Raw genomic sequence first — 19,793 nt, 5'->3', positions numbered from 1 at the left:
AGTGCGATGAACAGGAGCATTGCGCCGCGGGCGATGTCGGGGGCGAGCGATCGCTCCGATTTGGCGATGGGGGCAATAGGGGCGGCCTCGGCTGGGCTGACTGTTTGCTGTGATGCGGTGGCCATCAATGGCTCCAAGCAACTGGGATCTCGGGGTTTCCATTCCTCAGTGTATGGAAGGGGAGGGAGTTCCGGATCCTGCCAGCGGCCGATTCCGGGGCGGGGCAGGCGTACTCGAGTAGTAGTACTCGGGGTGTCACCGCGATGGCGGTATGACCAGAAATACGGGCGCTTGCTAACAAATCAGGCGCCTGGGGACCCCCACTTCAATCAGGCCACGGGGGTACGACGGTTTCGGGCGAAGCAAAGGGCCCCACCGCAAAGCGGCGGGGCCCTAGCTAACTCACTTACTTACGCCTTCGTACTGAACCCCAAGTTCACTCCGGCTACGCCTTCGTGAACAAGATCGCGGCGTTGTGGCCTCCGAAGCCGAAGGCCGTGTTCATCGCGGCGGTGAGGTCGACCTTGCGGGCCTCGTTCGCTGCCACGTCGAGGTCGAGGAGCGGGTCCGGGTTGTCCAGGTTGATCGTCGGCGGGATGATCCCGTCCACGATCGCCATGATCGTCGCGATCGACTCGACCGCGCCGGCACCGCCCAGGAGGTGGCCGGTCATCGACTTGGTTCCGGCAAGCACCACGTGGTCGCCGATGACTCGCTTGATCCCCTTGACCTCGGCCATGTCACCGACCGGCGTGGAGGTCGCGTGGGCATTGACGTGGCCGATCTCCTTGGGGTCGATTCCGGCCTGCTTGATCGCCGCCTGCATTGCGCGGGCGCCGCCGGCGCAGTCCGGGTCCGGTTGGACTATGTCGTAGCCGTCCGAGGTGAGCCCCGAACCGGCCACGACCGCGTAGATCCTCGCCCCTCGGGCCTCGGCGCGGTCACGGCGCTCCAGGATCAGTGAACCGCCGCCTTCGCCCATGACGAAGCCGTCGCGATCCTGATCCCAGGGCCGCGAAGCGCGCTGGGGGTCGTCGTTGCGGGTCGACATGGCCTTCATGGAGGCGAAGCCGGCGATCGGCAGCGGCGCGATGACCGCTTCCGCACCGCCCGCGATCACCACGTCGGCGCGGCCGACTCGGATCATGTCGGCCGCCCAGGAGATTGCCTCGGCCGAAGTCGCGCACGCACTGGTCGGGGCGTGAACCCCGGCCTTCGCGTGGAACTCCAGGCCGACGACGGCCGCCGGGCCATTGGGCATGAGCATGGGCACGGTGAACGGGGAGACCCGCCGTGCGCCTTTCTCCTCGAGGATGTCGTCCTGGTCCAGCAGGGTGGTGGCCCCGCCGATCCCCGAACCGAACACCACACCGAGTCGCTCTCGGTCGAGCTCGTCGCCGATGCCGGCATCGTCCCACGCCTCTTTCGCGGCGATGAGAGCGATTTGCTCCGAGCGGTCGAGACGACGCAGCCGGACCCGAGGCAGCACCTCGGACGGCTCAACGGCAAGCTGTGCAGCGATGCGCACCGGCAATTCGGCCGCCCACTCCTGGGTGAGTGGACCGACACCCGACTTGCCTGCGGTGAGTGATTCCCAGGTCGACGCTACGTCCCCGCCGAGCGGGGTAGTCGCGCCGAGCCCGGTGACGACAACCTCAGTCACATTAGCCCTTCTCGATGTAGGAGACGGCGTCTCCGACGGTCTTCAGATTGGCAACCTCGTCGTCCGGAATCTTGACACCGAACTTCTCTTCCGCGGCGACAACGACCTCGACCATAGCCAGCGAGTCGACGTCCAGGTCGTCGGTGAACGACTTGCCGTCAGCGACGTCGTCGGGGTTTACACCGGCGACCTCTTCGAGAATGTCGGACAGACCTTCGCGGATCTCGTCACGAGACACATCAGCCATGAGAAATTTTCCTCTCGATAAGTTACGGGCAGCGGATGACCTGCCCGGCATAGGTGAGCCCACCGCCGAACCCGAACAGGAGGATCGGGGAGCCGGAGGCAACCTTGCCAGTTTGTACCAGCTTCGACAACGCCAGCGGCACCGATGCCGCCGAAGTGTTGCCGGAGTAGACGATGTCCTCGGCGATGACGCAGTCGTCGCTGAAGTCGAGGCGCTTGACGATGCCCTGGATGATGCGCAGGTTCGCCTGGTGCGGAACGAAGGCCGCGAGGTCGGAGACCTTGAGGTCGGCCTTCGCGGCGACCTGCTCGATGAGCGGCGCCAGCTGGGTGGTGGCCCAGCGGAAGACGGTCTGGCCGGCCTGCTTGATGTAGGGGACGTCCTCCTCGATGCGGATGACGTCGCTCATGGAGGGCTCGGAGCCCCACACGACCGGGCTGATCGCCAGCTCCGGGTCGTCGGTGCCCTCGACCACGACCGCGCCCGCGCCGTCGCCGAAGAGGACGCACGAGGAGCGGTCCTCCCAGTCCGTGACGGCGGTGAGCTTCTCGGCGCCGATGACGATGGCGCGCTTGGCGCTGCCGGTCCGGATGGCCATGTCGGCCTGGGCCAGCGCGTACTCGAAGCCCGAGCAGGCGGTGTTGACGTCGATCGCCGCCGGGGTCGCGATGCCGAGCGCTTCGGCGACGCGGCAGGCGGTGTTGGGGCAGGTGTCCTTGGCCGAGACGGTGGCGACGATGACCATGTCGATGTCGCCGGGTGCGTACCCGGAGTTCTCGAGGGCCTGCCGGGCGGCGTGAACAGCCATGTCGGCCACTTTTTCGTCGTCGGCGGCGATGCGGCGTTCCTTGATGCCGACTCGCGACACGATCCACTCGTCATTGGTGTCCACCATCTGCGCCAAGTCCTCGTTGGTGAGGATCTTTTCCGGCTGGTAGTGGCCGACGCTGACTACGCGTGATCCGTTGGCGCTCACTGGACTCCTTCATTCGCGGCAAGATCGGCGGCCGCCGCGAGGTCATCGGGCGTGTTCACGTTGAGTCGTTCGACACCCTTGAGGGCCCGCTTGGCCAATCCGGTGAGCGTCCCTGCCGGCGGCAGTTCGATGACCGCCGTGACGCCCAGGTCTCCAAGGGTACCCATGCAGGCGTCCCAACGGACTGGTGAGGTGACCTGAGCCACGAGCTGCGAAAGGGCCTGAGCACCGGTTTCGACGCTGTGGCCGTCGCGGTTGGACAGCAGGATGCGCTGCGGGTCGGCGGTGGCGATGTCGCCGGCGACGGCTTCGAGGGCCGCCTTGGCGGGGGCCATGTGCGGGGTGTGGAAGGCCCCGGCGACCTTGAGCGGGATGACCCGGGCGCGTTCGGGGGCGTTCTCGGTGAGCTTCTCGATCGCGCCGACCGGTCCGGCGGCGACGATCTGGCCGGCGCCGTTGCGGTTGGCGGGCCAGGCTCCGGCGGACTCGATGGCGGCCAGGACGTCGTCCTCGACGCCGCCGAGGACGGCGGCCATCGTGGTGGGCTCGGCATTGCAGGCGGCGGCCATTTCGCGGCCGCGCACGGCGGCGAGCTGGACGGCGGCCTCGGGGGTCAGGACCCCGGCGATCGCGGCGGCGGTGAGCTCACCGACCGAGTGGCCGGCGACGACGCCCACGGCGTCATTGAACCGCTGCCCGGCTTCGCCGCCGAGCAGCTTCCCGGCGGCCAGGAGGCCCGCGGCGACCAGCAGCGGCTGGGTGTTGGCGGTGTCGGTGATCTCGGCCTGGTCGGCCTCGGTCCCGAGATGGACGAGGTCGAGGCCGATCAGCTCCGACCATTCGCGGAGCTTCGCAGCTGCGGCGGGATCCGATTCGATCCACGGCGTGAGGAACCCGGGCTTCTGCGAGCCTTGCCCGGGAGCGAGAATGGCAAGCACATTAAGACTTTCGCTCAGGGAACGTCCGAATCGGGAGCACAGCGGAGACTGAAACCCAGTTCGGTTCTTGTGGAGAATCTACAACACTCGTTGTTAACTGCGGTTTCGACGGGGCATGGGTGTGCTTTCAAGGCGGCCTATGGTCAACCCCACACGCAGGATGAATGCCTCATGCGGGTCGGTGGGGGAGAAACCGGTCACCTCTTGGATACGGCGGAGGCGGTAGCGGACCGTGTTGGGGTGGACGTAGAGCTCGCGGGCGGTCCCCTCGAGGACCCCGCCGGTCGAGATGAACGCGTCCATCGTCTCCAGCAGTTCGCCACCGGCGCGGCGCAGCGTCTTGTAGACGCCCTCGCGCAGTCCGGCGCGGGCGGCCTCGTCCCCGGCGATGGCCCGCTCGGGCAGCAACTGGAGGGCCGTGACGGGTCGGGGCGCGTCGGGCCAGGCCGGGGCGGCCCGGTGCCCGGCGACCGCGGCCAGCGCCGAGGAGGAGGCCTCGGCCAGGCCGGTCACGGTGGGGCCCACCACGATCGAGCCCTCGCCGAACTGGCCGGTGAGCTTCTCCACGATCTCGACCGGCTCGGTGACGCCTCCGAGGAGAATGACCAGGCGGGCGCCGTGGACGCCGGCGAGCACGTCCAGCCCGAGACGGCGGGCGGCGCGCTGGACCGAGTGGAGGACCAAAGTCGCCTCGCCGCCGGGCGTGTTGCCGCAGACGACGGTGATGGACTGGGTCTCGGACCAGCCGAGGGCGGCGGCGCGGCTGATGAGCTCGTCGGAGGACTCCCCGCGGAGCATCGCGTCGACCAGCATGGCCTGGAGTCGGGCGTCCCAGGCGCCGCGGGTCTCGGCGGCGCGGGCGTACACGCGCGCGGCGGCGAAGGCGATCTCGCGGGAGAACCGCAGCACCGAATTGAGCAGTGGGGCTTCCTCGCCCTCTGCGGCCAGGGCCGGGACCTGGTCTTCGACCACGTCGATGACGACCTGGATGAGGGCCACGGTGTGCTGGAGGCTGATCGCCCGTGCCAATTCGACCGGGGCGGCCTCGAAGACCATGTCGGAGGTGCTGAAGTCATCGCCGTCCGAGCGCAGCCAGGTGAGGAACTGGCGCACCCCTGCCTGGGCCACCAACGTCACCATGGAGCGCTGCTCGGCGGGCAGGTCGCGGAACCAGGGCAGGCGTTCATCCATCCGGGTGAGCGACTGGGTCGTCAGCGCCGACGAGGAGCGTTCGATGTTTTGAATGGTGGTGGCCAGATCCATGCCCTATAGCCTGCCAGACGCGAGTGGTGCCGCGCACTGACGTCGGTTGGAATACCAGCCGTGCCACTACTGTTGCGCGGAGAAGACGATTCGAGCCACGACAGAGAGGCGGCCGGACTTATGGCCACGGTTGCATTGACCAAGGACAACTTCGAGGAGACGGTCACCGGCAACGACATCGTGCTGGTCGACTGGTGGGCCGACTGGTGCGGCCCCTGCAAGCAGTTCGGCCCGACCTACGAGAAGTCCAGCGAGACCCACACGGACGTCGTCTACGGCAAGATCGACACCGAGGACCAGCCGGAGCTGTCGGCCGAGGCCGGCATCCAGTCCATCCCGACCCTGATGGCCTTCCGCGATGGCATCCTCCTCTACAGCCAGCCCGGTGCCCTGCCGGCCGCGGCGCTGGAGGAGGTCATCTCCAAGGTCAAGGAGCTCGACATGGACGAGGTCCGCAAGCAGGTCGAGGCCGAAGAGGCCAAGGCCGCGGCCGAAGCCGAATAGGCTCAGGCGGAACAGCCACTAAAACGTGACGGGGCGGGAGCGCGGAGAGCGCGCCCGCCCCGTTTTTCGTTGCCGCGGTCGCGCATTGGCCGCCGTATCGGGCCTCGTCTATCCCTCGGTTCTTACCGCGCCCTCCTACTGCTCGTCCGGGCCGACCTGGTCGGGTCGCGGTTCCCGGACGCCGTCGGTGAGCTCCTGGAAGGCCCGCGCGACGTCGTCGGCCTCGACCGTGGTCATCTCCTCGACGCTGGGCGTGCCCGTGACGTCGATCGCCGCGACCAGCCGCAGGTCGCGCCGGGCCATGGCCTTGCGGCACAACTCACGGGCGAGCCGGGCGTTGCCGAGCGTGTTGATGGACCCGTCGCCGACCACGGCGTCGAACCGTTCGGACAGTGCGACCTCGGCCTCGACCGAGAGGCGCTCGCCGCCGGCGGCCAGGATCGAGACGGCGATGTCGAAGAGCTCCTGGGCCGAGTACGTGGGGAAGTCGACCACGGTCGAGAAGCGCGATCGCAGGCCCGGGTTGGTCGCGAGCAGGTCCTCCATCTCCTTGGTGTAGCCGGCGAGCACGATCACCAGGGTGTCGCGCCGGTTCTCGGCTGCCGTCAGGATCTCCTGCATGGCCTCCTTGCCGAAGGCGTCGCCCTTGCCCGAGTACCCCTGGGTCTCCAGGGCGTAGGCCTCGTCGATGAACAGGACGCCGCCCGTGGCCTCCTCGATCCGCTTGCGCGTCTTCAGCGCGGTGGCGCCCAGGTACTGGCCGACCAGGTCGCCGCGCTGGGTCTCCACGACCCGCCCGTGCTCGAGCAGGCCGAGACCCGCCAGGATCTCTCCCATGATGCGGGCGACGGTGGTCTTGCCGGTGCCGGGCGGCCCGGTGAACACGAAGTGGTGCGGCCGGGACGAGTCCGGCAGGCCGCGCTCCTTCCGCAGCAGCGCCATCTTGAACTGGGCCTGGAGGGTCTTGATCTGGTCCTTGACCGGGTCGAGTCCGATCATGGCGTCGAGCCGGCGGGCGGCGTCCTGGAGCATGGCGGCGCGGTCGCCGTCCTCGCCGTCGGCGCTCAGCTGCGAGAAGCCCTCCTCGACGGAGGCGCGCGACGACCCGGCGGGGCGCGCGGCCCCGGCCGCCTTCGCGAACAGCTCCACCTCGGGGGAGAGCCGGAAGGCGCGCTGGTACATCCGGGCCGCTTCCTTCGCCTGGCCGAGCGCCTCCAGGGACCTGCCCCCCACGTACGAGACCTGGGCGTCGTAACCGGGATCGTCGATGCCGTTCTCGGCGGGCAGTGCGGTGAGGATGTCCAGGGCCTCGTAGTGGGTGCCCAGGTGCATCAGCGCAGTGGCCGCGTACAGCTGTGCCTCGTCGTTGAGCAGGGGATGCTCGATGTCGTGGGAGTCCGCGAGCACCTGTTCCCAGTCGCTCAGCTGGAACGAGCACCGGGCGCGCAGGAACCGCACCATGTCGTCCTCGCGTGTGGCCGTTGCCAGCACTTCCTTGGCGTGGTCGACCCGATCGCCGACGATCAGGGCGGCCACGTAGCCGAACCACGCGTCGATGGCCTCGGAGAGCGGGAATTCGACGAAGTTCCCGATACTGAACGTCGATTTGAGCCCGAGCCCGGTGGCCCGCCGCAGCTTGCCGACCTCATCGGCGCACTCCACCATCCTCAAAAGGGCCGTCTCCTGCTGCTCCCCGCATGCGTGCAGACCGAGCCAGGCATCGGCGGCCCGGGGGTTGTATTCGAGGACGTGTTCGAAGCAGTCGGACGCCCGCGGGAGATCGCCGTCGTCGAGGAGCTTTGCACCGCGCGCCCAGACGTCCTTGATCGATTCTGAGGCAGTGGGAAAGGGCATGTCCGCTCCGAGTCCGAGTCGAATGGGGGTGGCCTAAGGATGGGTAGCCGTTGGCCACCACAGTGTAGTAGAGCGGTCCCAGAGGGCTTGACGCGAAGAAGGGACCGAGGAGCACGCTCCCCGGTCCCTGTCGCCCAGGGCCTGTCCTGTGAATCCGGAAGGTCTGGCTCCGGCCCATTTGCCCGCTCGCTGCGTTGTCAGGGCCTCTGAATACAACACCGGTATTCAGAGGCCCTTCCGCCTTGCGAGCGAACAAATGGACTCGGATCCAGCCTCACCCGGATTCACAGGACAGGCCCTAGCCGCTCTTACGAATCGCCGCCCGCTTCGCCGGCTTCAGCGGCGGTCGGGTCGGTGATCTGGTACTTCGCCGCCGCTTGCGCGGCCAACTCCGGCTTGAGCTCGCCGCGGGCGGCGAGCTGCTGGAGGGCCGCGACGGTCACGGACTCGCCGTCGACGTTGAAGTATCGGCGCAGGGCCCCGCGGGTGTCGGAGTGGCCGAAGCCGTCCGTGCCCAGCGAGGTGTAGTCACCCGGTACCCAGCGGCTGATGAGGTCGGGGACCGACCGCATGTAGTCGCTGACGGCGACGAACGGGCCCTCGGAACCGGAGAGCTTGCTCGTCACGTACGGCACCTGAGGCTCGGCCTCGGGGTGGCGCAGGTTGTGCTTCTCGGTCTCGACCGCGTCGCGGTTGAGCTCCGACCAGGAGGTCACCGACCAGATGTCGGCGGCCACGCCCCAGTCGGCGGCGAGCAGGTCGGCGGCCTTCTGCGCCCACTGCATGCCGGACCCGGAGGTCAGCAGCTGCACGCGCGGGCCGGAGCCCTCGCCGGAGTGGACCTTGTGGAGGCCCTTGAGGATGCCCTCGACGTCCACGTTCTCCGGTTCGGCCGGCTGCACGATCGGCTCGTTGTACACCGTCAGGTAGTAGAAGACGTGCTCGCCTTCGCCGTACATGCGGCGCAGGCCGTCCTGCACGATGTGGCCGATCTCGTACCCGAACGCCGGGTCGTAGGACAGCACCGCCGGGTTGGTGTGCGCCAGCAGGATCGAGTGGCCGTCCTCGTGCTGGAGGCCCTCGCCGTTGAGCGTGGTGCGACCGGCCGTCGCGCCGATGAGGAAGCCGTTGGCCAGCTGGTCGGAGGCCGCCCAGATCGCGTCGGCGGTGCGCTGGAACCCGAACATCGAATAGAAGATGTAGAACGGGATCGTCGGCACGCCGAGCGTGTCGCTGGCGGAGCCGGCGGCGGTGAACGCGGCCATGGAACCGGCCTCGTTGATGCCGAGGTGCATCAGCTGTCCCTGCTCGGACTCCTTGTAGGACAGGAACAGGTCCCGGTCGACCGACAGGTACTGCTGGCCGTGCGGCGAGTAGATCTTCGCCGTCGGGAACATCGCGTCCATGCCGAACGTGCGCGCCTCGTCGGGGATGATCGGCACCCAGAGCTTGCCGGTCTCCTTGTCCCGCATGAGGTCCTTGAGCAGGCGCACGACCGCCATGGTGGTGGCGGCCTTCTGCTTGCCCGAGCCGCGCTTGGCCGACTTGTAGGCCTCCTCGCCGGGAAGGTTCATCGGGACGACGGTGTTCTGCCGCGACGGGATCGACCCGCCGAGCTCGGAGCGGCGCTGGTGCAGATACTCGTGCTCGCGAGTGCCTTGCTCCGGACGCAGGTACGGCGGCTGGTACGGGTCCGCCTCCAGCTGCGCGTCCGTCACCGGGATGTCGAGCGCGTCACGGAAGCCCTTGAGGTCGTCCAGCGACAGCTTCTTCATCTGATGCGTGGCGTTGCGGCCCTCGAAGGTCGAACCGAGGCGGTAACCCTTGACGGTGTGCGCCAGGATGACCGTCGGCTGGCCCTCGTGCTCCATCGCGGCCTTGTAGGCGGCGTAGATCTTGCGGTCGTCGTGGCCGCCGCGGCGCAGGTTCCAGATGTCGTCGTCGGACAGCGGCTGCGCCATCTCCTTGGTGCGCACGTCGCGGCCGAAGAAGTGCTCGCGGATGAACGCGCCGGACTCGGCCTTGAAGGTCTGGAAGTCGCCGTCGGGCGTGGTGTTCATGAGGTTCACCAGCGCGCCGTCATTGTCGGAGGCCAGGAGCGGGTCCCACTCCGAGCCCCAGATGACCTTGATGACGTTCCAGCCGGCGCCGCGGAAGTACGCCTCCAGCTCCTGCACGATCTTGCCGTTGCCGCGTACCGGCCCGTCGAGGCGCTGCAGGTTGCAGTTGACGACGAAGGTCAGGTTGTCGAGTTCGGCGCCCGCCGCGAACTGCAGCGCGCCCCGCGATTCGACCTCGTCCATCTCGCCGTCGCCCAGGAACGCCCACACCTGCTGGTCAGCGGTGTCCTTCAGGCCCCGGTCGTGCGCGTAGCGGTTGAACAGCGCCTGGTAGATCGCGTTGATCGGGCCCAGACCCATCGAAACGGTCGGGAACTGCCAGTAGTCGGGCATCAGGCGCGGGTGCGGGTACGACGGCAGGCCGCCCTGCGGACGCGAGACCTCCTGGCGGAAGCCGTCCAGGTCGTCCGCCGACAGTCGCCCTTCCACAAAGGATCGCGCATACATGCCGGGGGAGGCGTGTCCCTGGAAGAACACCTGGTCGCCGCCGCCGGGATGCGAACGACCCCGGAAGAAGTGGTTGTAGCCGACCTCGTAGAGGTTCGCGGCCGAGGCGTAGGTGGAGATGTGGCCGCCGACGCCGATCCCCGGGCGCTGCGCCCGGTGGACGGTCATCGCCGCATTCCAGCGCACGAACGCGCGAATGCGGTGCTCGATCTCCTCGTCGCCGGGGTAATACGGCTCCGACTCCACCGGAATGGTGTTGATGTAGTCGGTGCTCGTGGCCGACGGCACGCCGATCTGGCGTTTGCGCGCGTGCTCGAGCAGCCGCTGCACGACGTAGCGGGCACGGGTGCGCCCGCCGGCGTCGAGAAGGCCGTCAAGTGAGTCCAGCCATTCGCTGGTCTCCTCGGGGTCAGTGTCCGGTACTTGGGTCGGCAATCCGTCACTGATGGGCGGCCGGTTCTGTTCCGTGGTCACGGGCGATCCCTCGTTCATAGACTGCACGTTGCTAGTGGCAGGCAGAGTGTTATCGATTTCTAACATCCTCCCCCGAATCTACCGCGTGCACCGGCGACCCACCCGCCTTGATGCGACCGTGCCCACACTCCGGAAGACCAGGAGACACGTTCACCTGCGCCATTGCCGCGCGGCCTAACGCATCCAAGATCACAAATCCGTGAACACGCGCGCACCTTCTATTCAGCAGCCGTTGCGTTCCCGTTGTTTTCCGAAGGGGATGATGCCTCAGCTGGGGCGCCTTCGCGGTGTCGGCGGCGGACCCCCGTCCGTCCCGGCGACGCGCAAGCGCCCCATATGCTGCACCTCATATGCTTCACTTCATATGTTGTGCACAGGCGCAGACAGGAGGCCGAAAAAAGATGGAGGGGTCGAAGTGAACGGTCCGGGCAGCCCGGCGGACGTGGCGGGCATCGTACAGCGACTCGGACTCGACGGCGTGGAGGCCGTCATGGAGCTCGGCTTCGATACCGACGTCGACGCGACACTGCGCTCAGCGGTGGTCGAAGCGGTCGGCGAACTGCTCGACGAGGACTCCGACGAAATCGTCGACGCGGTCCTGCTGTGGTGCAGAGACGAGGACGGCGACCTGGTCGACCTCCTCCTCGACGCCCGCGATCCGCTCGCGGACGGCGGCACCGTGTGGCTCCTGTCGCCAAAGGCCGGACGGGCGGGACACATCAACCCCGCCACCGTCCAGGAGTCCGCCGATCTGGCGGGACTCAAATCGACCAAGACGCTCAACGTGTCCCCCGACTGGCTGGCATCGAGAATGGTCGTCGCCAAGCGGTAGCGGGCGAACCGGTCGGTCCCACCGGACCGCCTAGGCGCTCAAGGCGCCACGCGAAACGGACTCAGGCCTCATCCGGGCCGGGTCGCCTCAGCGGCGGCCGGGCCCGGGGCTAACGTCGGTGCCGTCAGACCGCCGACGGCCCTCGACCGAGGGCCCGCACCGATAGGAGCGCCCATGCCGATCGAACCCGGAACCGTGGCCCCCGAGTTCACGCTCAAGGACCAGAACAACCAGGAGGTCTCGCTGTCGGACTTCCGCGGCGAGAAGAACGTCCTGCTGGTCTTCTACCCGTTCGCCTTCACCGGCGTGTGCGAGGGCGAGCTGTGCGGCATCCGCGACAACCTCGACACCTACCAGTCCGACGACGTCCAGGTCCTCAGCGTCTCGATCGACTCGCCCTTCGCCCACAAGGTCTGGGCGCAGCGCGAGGGCTTCGAGTTCCCGCTGCTGAGCGACTTCTGGCCGCACGGCGAGGTCGCCCAGGCCTACGACGTCTTCAATGAGGACAATGGCATGGCCAACCGCGGCACCTTCGTCATCGACAAGACCGGCGTCGTCCGCTTCAGCGAGATGAACATGCCCGGCGAGGCCCGCGACCAGGGCGCCTGGCAGAAGGCGCTCGGCGCGCTCTAGATCGAGTCGAGCAGAACTACACGGGCCGCCGGGAGACCGGCGGCTTTTTCGCGCCCCCATATTGACATCGGCGAATGCTTAGGACAAGCTTGACAGCGGTTGCTCTGCAACCGTTTGCACTCAACCCCCGAAGGGACGCATTCGCCGATGAACGGTCCTGCAAGACGACTCCTCGCCGCGGTCGCCCTGGCCGCGCTCGCCTCCACCGCCCTGACCGGCGCCGCCCAGGCCCGACCCGGACATGGCCACGGCCACGGACACGATCGCGACCTCGGCCGCGAGACCATCGCCGCCAATGACGGCTGGGCCGCCACCGACGGCGGCACCACCGGCGGCTCGGCCGCCGACGACGCCCACGTCTTCAAGGTCGACACCTGGGACGAGCTCCAGACCGCGATCAAGGGCGACGAGTCCAAGATCGTCTACGTCGACGGCGACCTCGACGCCATGACCGACGACCAGGGAAACGCCCTCTCCTGCACCGACTTCAACGACCCCGGGTACTCCTGGGAGACCTATCTGGAGACCTACGACCCCGAGGTCTGGGGCCCGAACGAGGCCTCCGGACCGGTCGAGGATGCCCGTAAGCGCTCCTACAACGCCTTCCGCCAGCACATCCTGCTCAGCCCCGGCTCGAACACCACGATCGTCGGACTCGGCGACTCCTCGCTCACCCACGGATCGTTCTTCATCACCGGGGTCGAGAACATCATCGTGCGCAACCTCGGCGTCCACGACGCCTATGACTGCTTCCCCTCCTGGGAAGGCGACTCGTGGGACGCCCAGTTCGACAACTTCGAGATCAGCGCCTCCACCCACGTGTGGCTCGACCACCTCACCGTCACCGACGGGGACGCCGCCACCAACGACTACGCCTCGCCGGTGATCTGGGAGCACAAGGTCGAGCGCTTCGACGGCGGCATCGACGTCGTCCGCGCCTCGGACCTGGTGACCCTCTCGTGGAACCACATCGACACCCACGACAAGACGATGCTCATCGGCAATACCGACTCCACCAACTACGACGAGGCCGACAAGCTCCGGGTCACCGTGCACCACAACTGGTTCGAGACCACCAGCCAGCGGTCCCCGCGGCTGCGCTGGGGCCAGGCCCACGTCTACAACAACTACTTCACCTACGACGCCGAGAGCGGCTACCCGTACTTCTACTCGCTCGGGGCGGGCAAGGAATCGGCGATCTACGCCGAGAACAACGCCTGGGACATGCCCGGCGTCGACCCCGCGCTGGCGATCGGCAATTACGGCGGCACCGGCATCCACGTCGAAGGAAGTGAGTTCAACGGCGAGGAGATCGATCTCCTCGCGGCGTACAACGAGGCCAATCCGACCAAGTCGCTGTCCGGCGAGGTCGCCGAGCTGCCCGCCGTCCACGGCAAGATCCACGACACCGACGAGGTCGCCGAGCTGGTGATGCGGCGCTCCGGCGCGGGCAATTGCCGGTAGGACTTCCACGCGAACGCGGGGCCCGGGACGATCACCGCCCCGGGCCCCGCTTCGACCGAAATATCCGAGAAGTGAGGCAACCGATCGAGGGCCCGATCGCGTCTAGGCGAAGAAGCCTTCGACGATGGGATGCAACGTGAAGCGAGCGCTGACCGGTGGGGCCGCGATCGCGGGCCTGGCCCTTTTCACCTCAGGGTGCGCGTGGTTCGAGGAGGAAGAGGAAGATCTCGACTTCGACCAGTACGCGGGTCAGTTGACCGACATGTTCAACGAGAGTGCCCGACTCAACGGTGAACTCGACGTCGCCGAGGCCCGGATCGTCCAGGACTGTCTGGAGGAGGCCGGCTTCACCGTCCACAACCCGGACCCGTTTCACAGCTGGGACTCCGCCGAGAGCGAGACCTTCATGGACCAGGGCCCCTACGAGTGGTTCGTGCCCACCGTGGAGGAGGCCGAGCTGCGCGGCGTGTGGCAGTGGACCAACCTCGAAGGCGCGGAGAGCATCGAGGACGGGGTTCCGTGGGAGGCGTACCAGGAGTACGAGGACGCCCAGGGCTTCGATGTGACGCTCCACGAGGAGGGCGAGGAAGCCCCGGAGTTCTACAACCTCAGCCCCGAGGACCAGTACGCCTGGTGGGTCGCCTACCAGGGGGAGGAGCTGGCCGCCTCCCAGCAGGGCTACCTCGTCGGCATCGAACTGGAGACCGACGAGTACGGCGAGCCGGTCGATGAGAATCCGCCCCCGGGCGGCTGCGAGCTGGAGATGATCACCGCCCTATACGGGGAGGTGGAGGAGGTCGACAACCCCGAGGAGGAGTTCAGCAACTGGGTTACGCGTCCCCCGATGCCGAACGGCGACTGGTCGGCGATGAACGAACGCTACGTCGAGAGGACCGCCGACTTCGAGGACGATTTCCTCGACTGCCTTGAGGATCGCGGCTTCGGCGGCTGGGAGTTCTACGAAGGGCATGTGCGGATCCACGACTATCTCGCCGAGTCCGGCGAGGGCGAGTTCCCCCGCATGGAATTCGAGGACGCCGACGGCGCCTGGCCCGACCCGGCCCAGGACGTCCCCGACTCAGGCGACACTGCGGGCTGGCTGGCCTTCGAACGCGATGCGGCCGTGCAGTTCGCCGAATGCGGCGAGGAGAGCGGCTATCGCGAGGCTGCCGTGCACGCCTGGGAGCAGGCCCAGCTGCGCTACTACCTCGACATCGAGGAGGAAACCTACGGGTGGCAGGAATCGATGCGCGGGTTCCTGGAGAAGGCCCAGGAGATAATCGAGAGCTGAAGCGGCCCGGCCGAATCCGGCCGGGCCACCGCATGATCTGGTGCTATTCGGCGCCGGTGAGCCCGAAGAACTCCATCACGTAGTCGGCCATGCCGGCCGTGAGTACATTGTGGTCGGTCTCGACGCTGATCGCCTCGACCACCCCGTATTCCTCGGCGTCGCCGTAGAAGGTCCGGGTCCAGCCCTCCTGCGGGTAATCGGTGTTCTCGGGAGTCTGGGTGAAGCCGTGCACGTTCGTCCACTGCTCGATCTGCTCGTTGAAGTTCGGGTAGGCCAGGACCGTGTCCTGGGTGCCGTGCCAGGTCTGCATGCGCGGCCACGGACCGGTGTAGTCGGGATTGTTGGCGCGCACCGCGTCGCCCCACTCCTCGGGCGTGCGGTCGATGTTCCCCGATGAGCAGTCGTTGTTCCACTCCGAGCCGTTGTCGGTCGCGAAGCAGGTGTACGGGACGCCGGCGAAGGCCGCCCCGGCTTCGAAGACGTCGGGGTAGTTGGCGAGCAGGACGTTGGTCATCATGCCGCCGGAGGAGGCGCCGGTGGCGAAGATGCGCTCGGTGTCGGCGTCGTAGTTCTCGACCGTCCAGTCCACCATCGACTTGATGCCGACCGGGTCGGAGCCGCCGTCGCGGGTCAGCGCCTCGGGGGAGGCGACGTCCCAGCACTTGCTCTCGCGGGTGACCGAGGGGTAGACGACGATGAAGCCGAGCTCGTCGGCCAGGTACCGGTACTCGGTGCCGTTGAAGAAGTCCGGACCGGAACCGGTGCACCAGTGGACGCCGACGACGATTGCCGGGTTCGGCGCGACATTCTCGGGCACGTATATGTACATCTGGATGTTCGAGGGATTCTCGCCGAAGTCGGTGACCTCGGTGAGTTCGCCGGTCGGCACCTGCTGCGCCACGGTGGCGGCATTCGCCTCGGCGTCGGCCCGGTCCGGCATCGCGAAGGCGATGAACGCACCGGCGATGACGAACACGGCCGCGGCCGCCGCGGCGAGCACCCGGCGTAGGTCTGGTCTGGAGAGTGTCAGCATAGGAGTTCCGATCCGATCGATGGGAGCGTTCCATAGTGAGGGTCGGATCAGAATATATCGAACTAAATCGATACACAAGGTATGGACGCCCGGATTGCCCGGAACGAGAACGAGGCCGCCCCCGGCCAGAAGGCCGGGGGCGGCGGGTGCGAGTGGAGCGGCGGCCGCCCTAGAAGGTGACTTCGAGGGTGCCGTCCTCGGTGAAGGACCAGGCCATTTCGCCGGCGTAGTCGGCGCAGCGAGAGCCGTTGGAGCCCTCGTAGAACTGGTTGGAGTCGTCGGCGTTGCCGATGATCCGGTCGTCGTCTCCGCTGTCGCAGGAGGTGTTGTTCGTGAACGTCGAGGAGCCCGCGTCGAAGTTGAAGTTGCGCTCGGCGTTCCCGATCGAGACGTTGCCGTCGACCGTCATCGAGCCGGGATTGGAGTTGTAGGTGATGCCGTGCTTGCCGTTGTTGACCGCATAGCTGTCGGTGATGGTGTGGTCGACGGCGATGTCCTCGCCGCCGAGCTTGTAGCCGTTGCGGTCGCCGTTGCCGGCCTGCGAGCCGTCCGAGAGCGTGCCGTTCTCGTACGCCAGCGAGTTCTCGATGGTGACGGTGCCGATGGGGCCGGTGTCGTCCTTGGTGTACAGGTCCCAGCCGTCATCGATATTGTTGTGGGCCACGGTATTGCGGAAGACGTTGCCCTCGCCGGAGGTCAGCTTCGCGGCGAAGCCGTCGGCGTCCTCGCCGTCGGAGTCGACATTGTCGTGCGACTCCGACGGCGAGGAGTCGACATTGTCGTGCGACTCCGAGGACAGGACGAGGTTGTTCTTCGGCCACGTCTCCTCGGGGGCGTCGGCGGTGTAGCGCGACAGCTGCAGGCCGGTGTCGCGGTTGAGGCGCGTCACCACCCGCTCGATGATGTTGTCGTTGCCGCCCAAGAGGATGCCATTGTCGCCCGCGTGCTCGACGATGAGGCCGTAGAAGTGCCACCAGTCGCCGCCCATGGCGATCCCGCGGTTGGCGGAGTCCTCGGTCTGCGCCGAGAAGTTCAGCACCGGTGTCTCGCCGGGGTAGGCGGACAGGGTCTTGAGGGCGCCCTCGCTGCCGTCGTTGCCTGGTTCGATGTAGACCGTCTCCGAGTAGTCGTACTGGCCGTCGCGCATGTAGATCGTCCCGCCGGGTTCGACGCCGGTGAGCGCCGTGGCGAGTGTGGTCGGGTCCTCTTCGGTCCCGGCCGCGCCGTCGGCGCCGTTCGGGGCCACGTAGATCGCGCCCTCGACCTGTTGTGCGGCCGTGTCCGGGGCGGCCGCCTCATCGGTCTCGGCGTTGGCCGATGTCATGGCGAACATGGTCGCCGAGGCGGCGAGCAGGCCCGCTGAGCTGACCGCGATGGCCGCCCTAACGCTTCTTTTCCGAGACATGTCGTCCCTTCCCTGGTTTGTCGGAATATTCACAAATGTGAATAGACAAATCGACCATATGGCAAGGGTTTTCATCGTGTCAAGGGTTCTGGTGCAACCGCTTGTATGCGATTTCGATGCCCGGGCTCCGTTCCCGTTCAGAGGGCGATCGGCCGATCACGGAGCGATGAACTTCAATACATCTCCGATAATTTCCGGAAGTTATTGACGTATTGCGGGGCGACGGTCCATACTCGATAAATCGACACTCATCTATGAATGTCGGCCTGGACCGCCCTGCGCGATCCATACCACCTGTAACCCCTCACCTCATCAAGAGGAAGCAAGCGACATGGTCGATAACCCTTCTCGCAACCCCTTTGGCCGCAGGAGCCTCCTGCTCGGCGGGGCCGGCGCCCTGGCGCTCGGTGCCTCCGGCATCCTGATGCCCGGTACCGCGGGCGCCGCCACCGTCGTCAACTCGAACCAGACCGGCACGAACAACGGCTACTACTTCTCGTTCTGGACCGACGCCCCCGGGTCGGTGTCCATGAGCATGGGCGACGGCGGCCAGTACAGCACCCAGTGGAGCAACACCGGCAACTTCGTCTGCGGCAAGGGCTGGGCCAACGGCAGCCGCCGGGCCGTGGCCTACTCCGGCAGCTTCAACCCCTCCGGCAACGGGTACCTGTGCCTGTACGGGTGGACGTCGAACCCGTTGGTGGAGTACTACATCGTGGAGAGCTACGGCTCCTACAAGCCCACCGGCGACTACAAGGGAACGGTCAACGACGGCGGCACGTACGACATGTACCAGACGATGCGGTACAACCAGCCGTCCGTCGAGGGCACCAAGACGTTCCCGCAGTTCTGGAGCGTCCGGCAGTCCAAGCGCTCCAGCGGCACCATCAACACCGGCACCCACTTCGACGCCTGGGCCCGCGCGGGCATGAACCTGGGGTCCTTCAACTACTACATGATCATGGCGACGGAGGGCTACCAGTCGAGCGGCAACTCGAATATCACGGTCGGCAGCACCGGCGGCGGCGGTGGAGGCGGCGGTTCCTGCGCCGCGACGCTGTCGGCCGGCCAGCAGTGGAGCGACCGGTACAACCTCAACGTCTCGGTCTCGGGCAAGAGCGACTGGCGGACGGTGCTGAACGTGCCTTCGCCGGCGAAGGTCATCGCCACCTGGAACTGCAACGCCACCTGGCCCTCTGCGCAGCAGATGGTCGCTACGCCCAACGGCAACGGCAATAACTTCGGACTCACGATCCAGGCCAACGGCAACTGGAACTGGCCGTCGGTCTCCTGCAGCTAGGCGGTGTTCAAGGTCCCTCTGGGAAACGGATGAAGAAGGCCGGCGCGGCGACCTCGGTCGCCGCGCCGGCGCCGTCTCAGGCGGCAGCCAGGCCGCCGAGGTCGGGCGATTCGAGGACGTTGCGCAGCACCACGACCGCGGCGCCGACCGCGGCGGCCTGGGAGACATTGTCGGCCAGTTCGGCCTTGACGCTGTGGACGTGGCGCATGAACACCGACCGGTCCAGCACGTCCTGGATGACGTCCCGGTAGAGGGGGCCGACCTCGGTGAAGGCGTTCCCGGCGAGCACGACGCCGCGGACGTCGAAGAGGTTCACCAGCGTCACGGTCGCGACCGCGAGCATCTGCGTCGACATCTCGATGAGCTCGGCCGCGTCCGGGTCGCCGGAGGCGGCGGCGCGGCCGATGGTGGAGAAGTCGGCGAGCGGGTCCTTGCCGAGACCGAGCCGTTCGGTCAGCGCCGGATCGCGCAGGGCCCGTTCGGTGACCGAGATCGGGCCGGCGAGGGTGTCGAGACAGCCGCGGTTGCCGCAGCCGCACCGCTCCCCGAGGGCGTCGACGGAGATGTGGCCGAGTTCGACGCCGTTCGAGGTCGCGCCCCGGTACGGGTGCCCGTCGAGGATGACGCCGGATCCGATGCCGCCGGCCATGAAGACGACGGCGAAGCTCGAGGGCGCGCCGCCGAAGGTCCGCACGCCGATCCCGGCGGCGGTGGCGTCGTTCTCGATCGCGACCGGCAGCCCCGTCGCCTTCGAGAGCGTCTCGGCGAGCGGGAACCGCTGCCAGGCCGGGGTCGGCTGCGGCGTGAGCAGGACTCCCGCCTCGCGGTCCTGCGGGCCGTACGTGGCCAGGCCGAGGCCGAGCACGTCCGAGCGGTCGATGCCCGCGGACTTCAGCAGGGCCTCCAGGTGCTCGGCGAACTCGGCGATGAGCAGGCCCGGTTCGCGCTCCCCGGGTCCGGGCATCTCCCGTTGCGCCACAATGTGACCGGCGAGGTTCACGATGACGCCGAAGGCCGAGTACCGGTCGTACTGGATGCCGGCCATGTAGCAGGCGTCGGGCCGCAGGCCGAGGAGCCTGCGCGGGGTGCCGCGGCTGGTGGGGGCGGTGCCGACCTCGTGGACGAAGCCGAGCGCGACGAGCTTGCGGACGGCGTGCGTCATGGTGGCCTGCGTCAGGCCGGTCGCCTCGGCCAGTTCCACCCGGCTGATGGTCCCCTTCTCGCGGATCAGGTCGAGCACGATGGCCAAAGTGGGCAGGCGAGTGTCCGAACCGAACGCTCTCAATGGGGCCTCCGTAGCTGGGTGGTCACCTCGTGTACCAGGCGATACAGGCCACAATACTTGAGGC

Annotated in this window: 14 protein-coding genes and 2 pseudogenes; 6 read left to right on the top strand and 10 right to left on the bottom strand. The window is 67.4% G+C overall.

The window, feature by feature from the left end; genetic code table 11:
• Positions 1-445: 445 nt before the first annotated feature.
• From fabF to FAB82_RS24755, 5 genes and pseudogenes are all read right to left on the bottom strand, one after another.
• The gene (gene fabF / locus FAB82_RS24775; protein ID WP_136537246.1) at positions 446-1,663 is read right to left on the bottom strand and encodes a beta-ketoacyl-ACP synthase II; all 1,218 of its coding nucleotides are present in this window, start codon (positions 1,661-1,663) and stop codon (positions 446-448) included.
• A 1-nt stretch (position 1,664) separates the two neighbouring features.
• Positions 1,665-1,901 (bottom strand): acyl carrier protein, encoded by a 237-nt coding sequence (locus tag FAB82_RS24770; RefSeq protein ID WP_030159099.1) that lies wholly within the window; start codon positions 1,899-1,901, stop codon positions 1,665-1,667.
• Between the two features lie 31 nt (positions 1,902-1,932).
• A complete protein-coding gene (locus tag FAB82_RS24765; protein WP_136537245.1) occupies positions 1,933-2,886 on the bottom strand; it encodes a beta-ketoacyl-ACP synthase III in 954 nt (317 codons plus the stop codon).
• Positions 2,887-2,900: 14 nt separating this feature from the next.
• Positions 2,901-3,824 (bottom strand): annotated as a pseudogene (locus tag FAB82_RS24760) (ACP S-malonyltransferase); the annotation flags it as partial.
• A gap of 93 nt (positions 3,825-3,917) precedes the next feature.
• The gene (locus tag FAB82_RS24755) at positions 3,918-5,087 is read right to left on the bottom strand and encodes a PucR family transcriptional regulator (RefSeq protein ID WP_136537243.1); all 1,170 of its coding nucleotides are present in this window, start codon (positions 5,085-5,087) and stop codon (positions 3,918-3,920) included.
• Positions 5,088-5,207: 120 nt separating this feature from the next.
• Here FAB82_RS24755 and trxA point away from each other — a divergent pair, with 120 nt between their 5' ends.
• Positions 5,208-5,591 (top strand): thioredoxin, encoded by a 384-nt coding sequence (gene trxA / locus FAB82_RS24750; RefSeq protein WP_136537242.1) that lies wholly within the window; start codon positions 5,208-5,210, stop codon positions 5,589-5,591.
• A gap of 135 nt (positions 5,592-5,726) precedes the next feature.
• Here trxA and FAB82_RS24745 read toward each other — a convergent pair whose 3' ends face one another.
• A complete protein-coding gene (locus FAB82_RS24745) occupies positions 5,727-7,445 on the bottom strand; it encodes an AAA family ATPase (RefSeq protein WP_136537241.1) in 1,719 nt (572 codons plus the stop codon).
• A gap of 308 nt (positions 7,446-7,753) precedes the next feature.
• Complete coding sequence (gene aceE, locus FAB82_RS24740) at positions 7,754-10,486, bottom strand: pyruvate dehydrogenase (acetyl-transferring), homodimeric type (RefSeq protein ID WP_136537240.1); 2,733 nt, start codon at positions 10,484-10,486, stop codon at positions 7,754-7,756.
• 415 nt (positions 10,487-10,901) lie between these two features.
• Between aceE and FAB82_RS24735 the strand changes: the two genes are divergently transcribed.
• The 4 genes from FAB82_RS24735 (at position 10,902) to FAB82_RS24720 (ending at position 14,706) form a co-directional block, all read left to right on the top strand.
• Positions 10,902-11,318 (top strand): DUF3052 family protein, encoded by a 417-nt coding sequence (locus tag FAB82_RS24735; RefSeq protein ID WP_246039814.1) that lies wholly within the window; start codon positions 10,902-10,904, stop codon positions 11,316-11,318.
• Positions 11,319-11,492: 174 nt separating this feature from the next.
• Positions 11,493-11,951, top strand: a complete 459-nt coding sequence (locus FAB82_RS24730; RefSeq protein ID WP_136537238.1) for a peroxiredoxin — start codon at positions 11,493-11,495, stop codon at positions 11,949-11,951.
• A 147-nt stretch (positions 11,952-12,098) separates the two neighbouring features.
• Positions 12,099-13,415, top strand: coding sequence for a pectate lyase family protein (locus tag FAB82_RS24725; protein WP_136537237.1), 1,317 nt, complete (start codon positions 12,099-12,101; stop codon positions 13,413-13,415).
• Positions 13,416-13,551: 136 nt separating this feature from the next.
• Positions 13,552-14,706: a hypothetical protein gene (locus FAB82_RS24720; protein WP_136537236.1), complete on the top strand. Its 1,155-nt coding sequence runs from the start codon at positions 13,552-13,554 to the stop codon at positions 14,704-14,706.
• A gap of 43 nt (positions 14,707-14,749) precedes the next feature.
• Here the strand turns inward: FAB82_RS24720 and FAB82_RS24715 are convergent, their stop codons facing one another.
• Positions 14,750-15,739: an extracellular catalytic domain type 1 short-chain-length polyhydroxyalkanoate depolymerase gene (locus FAB82_RS24715; RefSeq protein ID WP_136537235.1), complete on the bottom strand. Its 990-nt coding sequence runs from the start codon at positions 15,737-15,739 to the stop codon at positions 14,750-14,752.
• Between the two features lie 169 nt (positions 15,740-15,908).
• Positions 15,909-16,994: pseudogene (locus FAB82_RS24710) on the bottom strand (silent information regulator protein Sir2); the annotation flags it as partial.
• Between the two features lie 481 nt (positions 16,995-17,475).
• On the opposite strand from FAB82_RS24710, the gene FAB82_RS24705 reads away from it, so the two are divergent.
• The gene (locus FAB82_RS24705) at positions 17,476-18,444 is read left to right on the top strand and encodes a glycoside hydrolase family 11 protein (protein ID WP_136537233.1); all 969 of its coding nucleotides are present in this window, start codon (positions 17,476-17,478) and stop codon (positions 18,442-18,444) included.
• Between the two features lie 76 nt (positions 18,445-18,520).
• Here the strand turns inward: FAB82_RS24705 and FAB82_RS24700 are convergent, their stop codons facing one another.
• Positions 18,521-19,729, bottom strand: coding sequence for an ROK family transcriptional regulator (locus tag FAB82_RS24700; RefSeq protein ID WP_168801760.1), 1,209 nt, complete (start codon positions 19,727-19,729; stop codon positions 18,521-18,523).
• Between the last annotated feature and the right edge of the window lie 64 nt (positions 19,730-19,793).

The sequence above is a fragment of the Glycomyces buryatensis genome (genome assembly GCF_004912275.1).
Lineage (GTDB): Bacteria > Actinomycetota > Actinomycetes > Mycobacteriales > Micromonosporaceae > Glycomyces > Glycomyces buryatensis.
The sequence above is the reverse complement of the archived record's forward strand: the minus strand, read 5'-3'. Positions and strand labels throughout refer to the sequence as shown.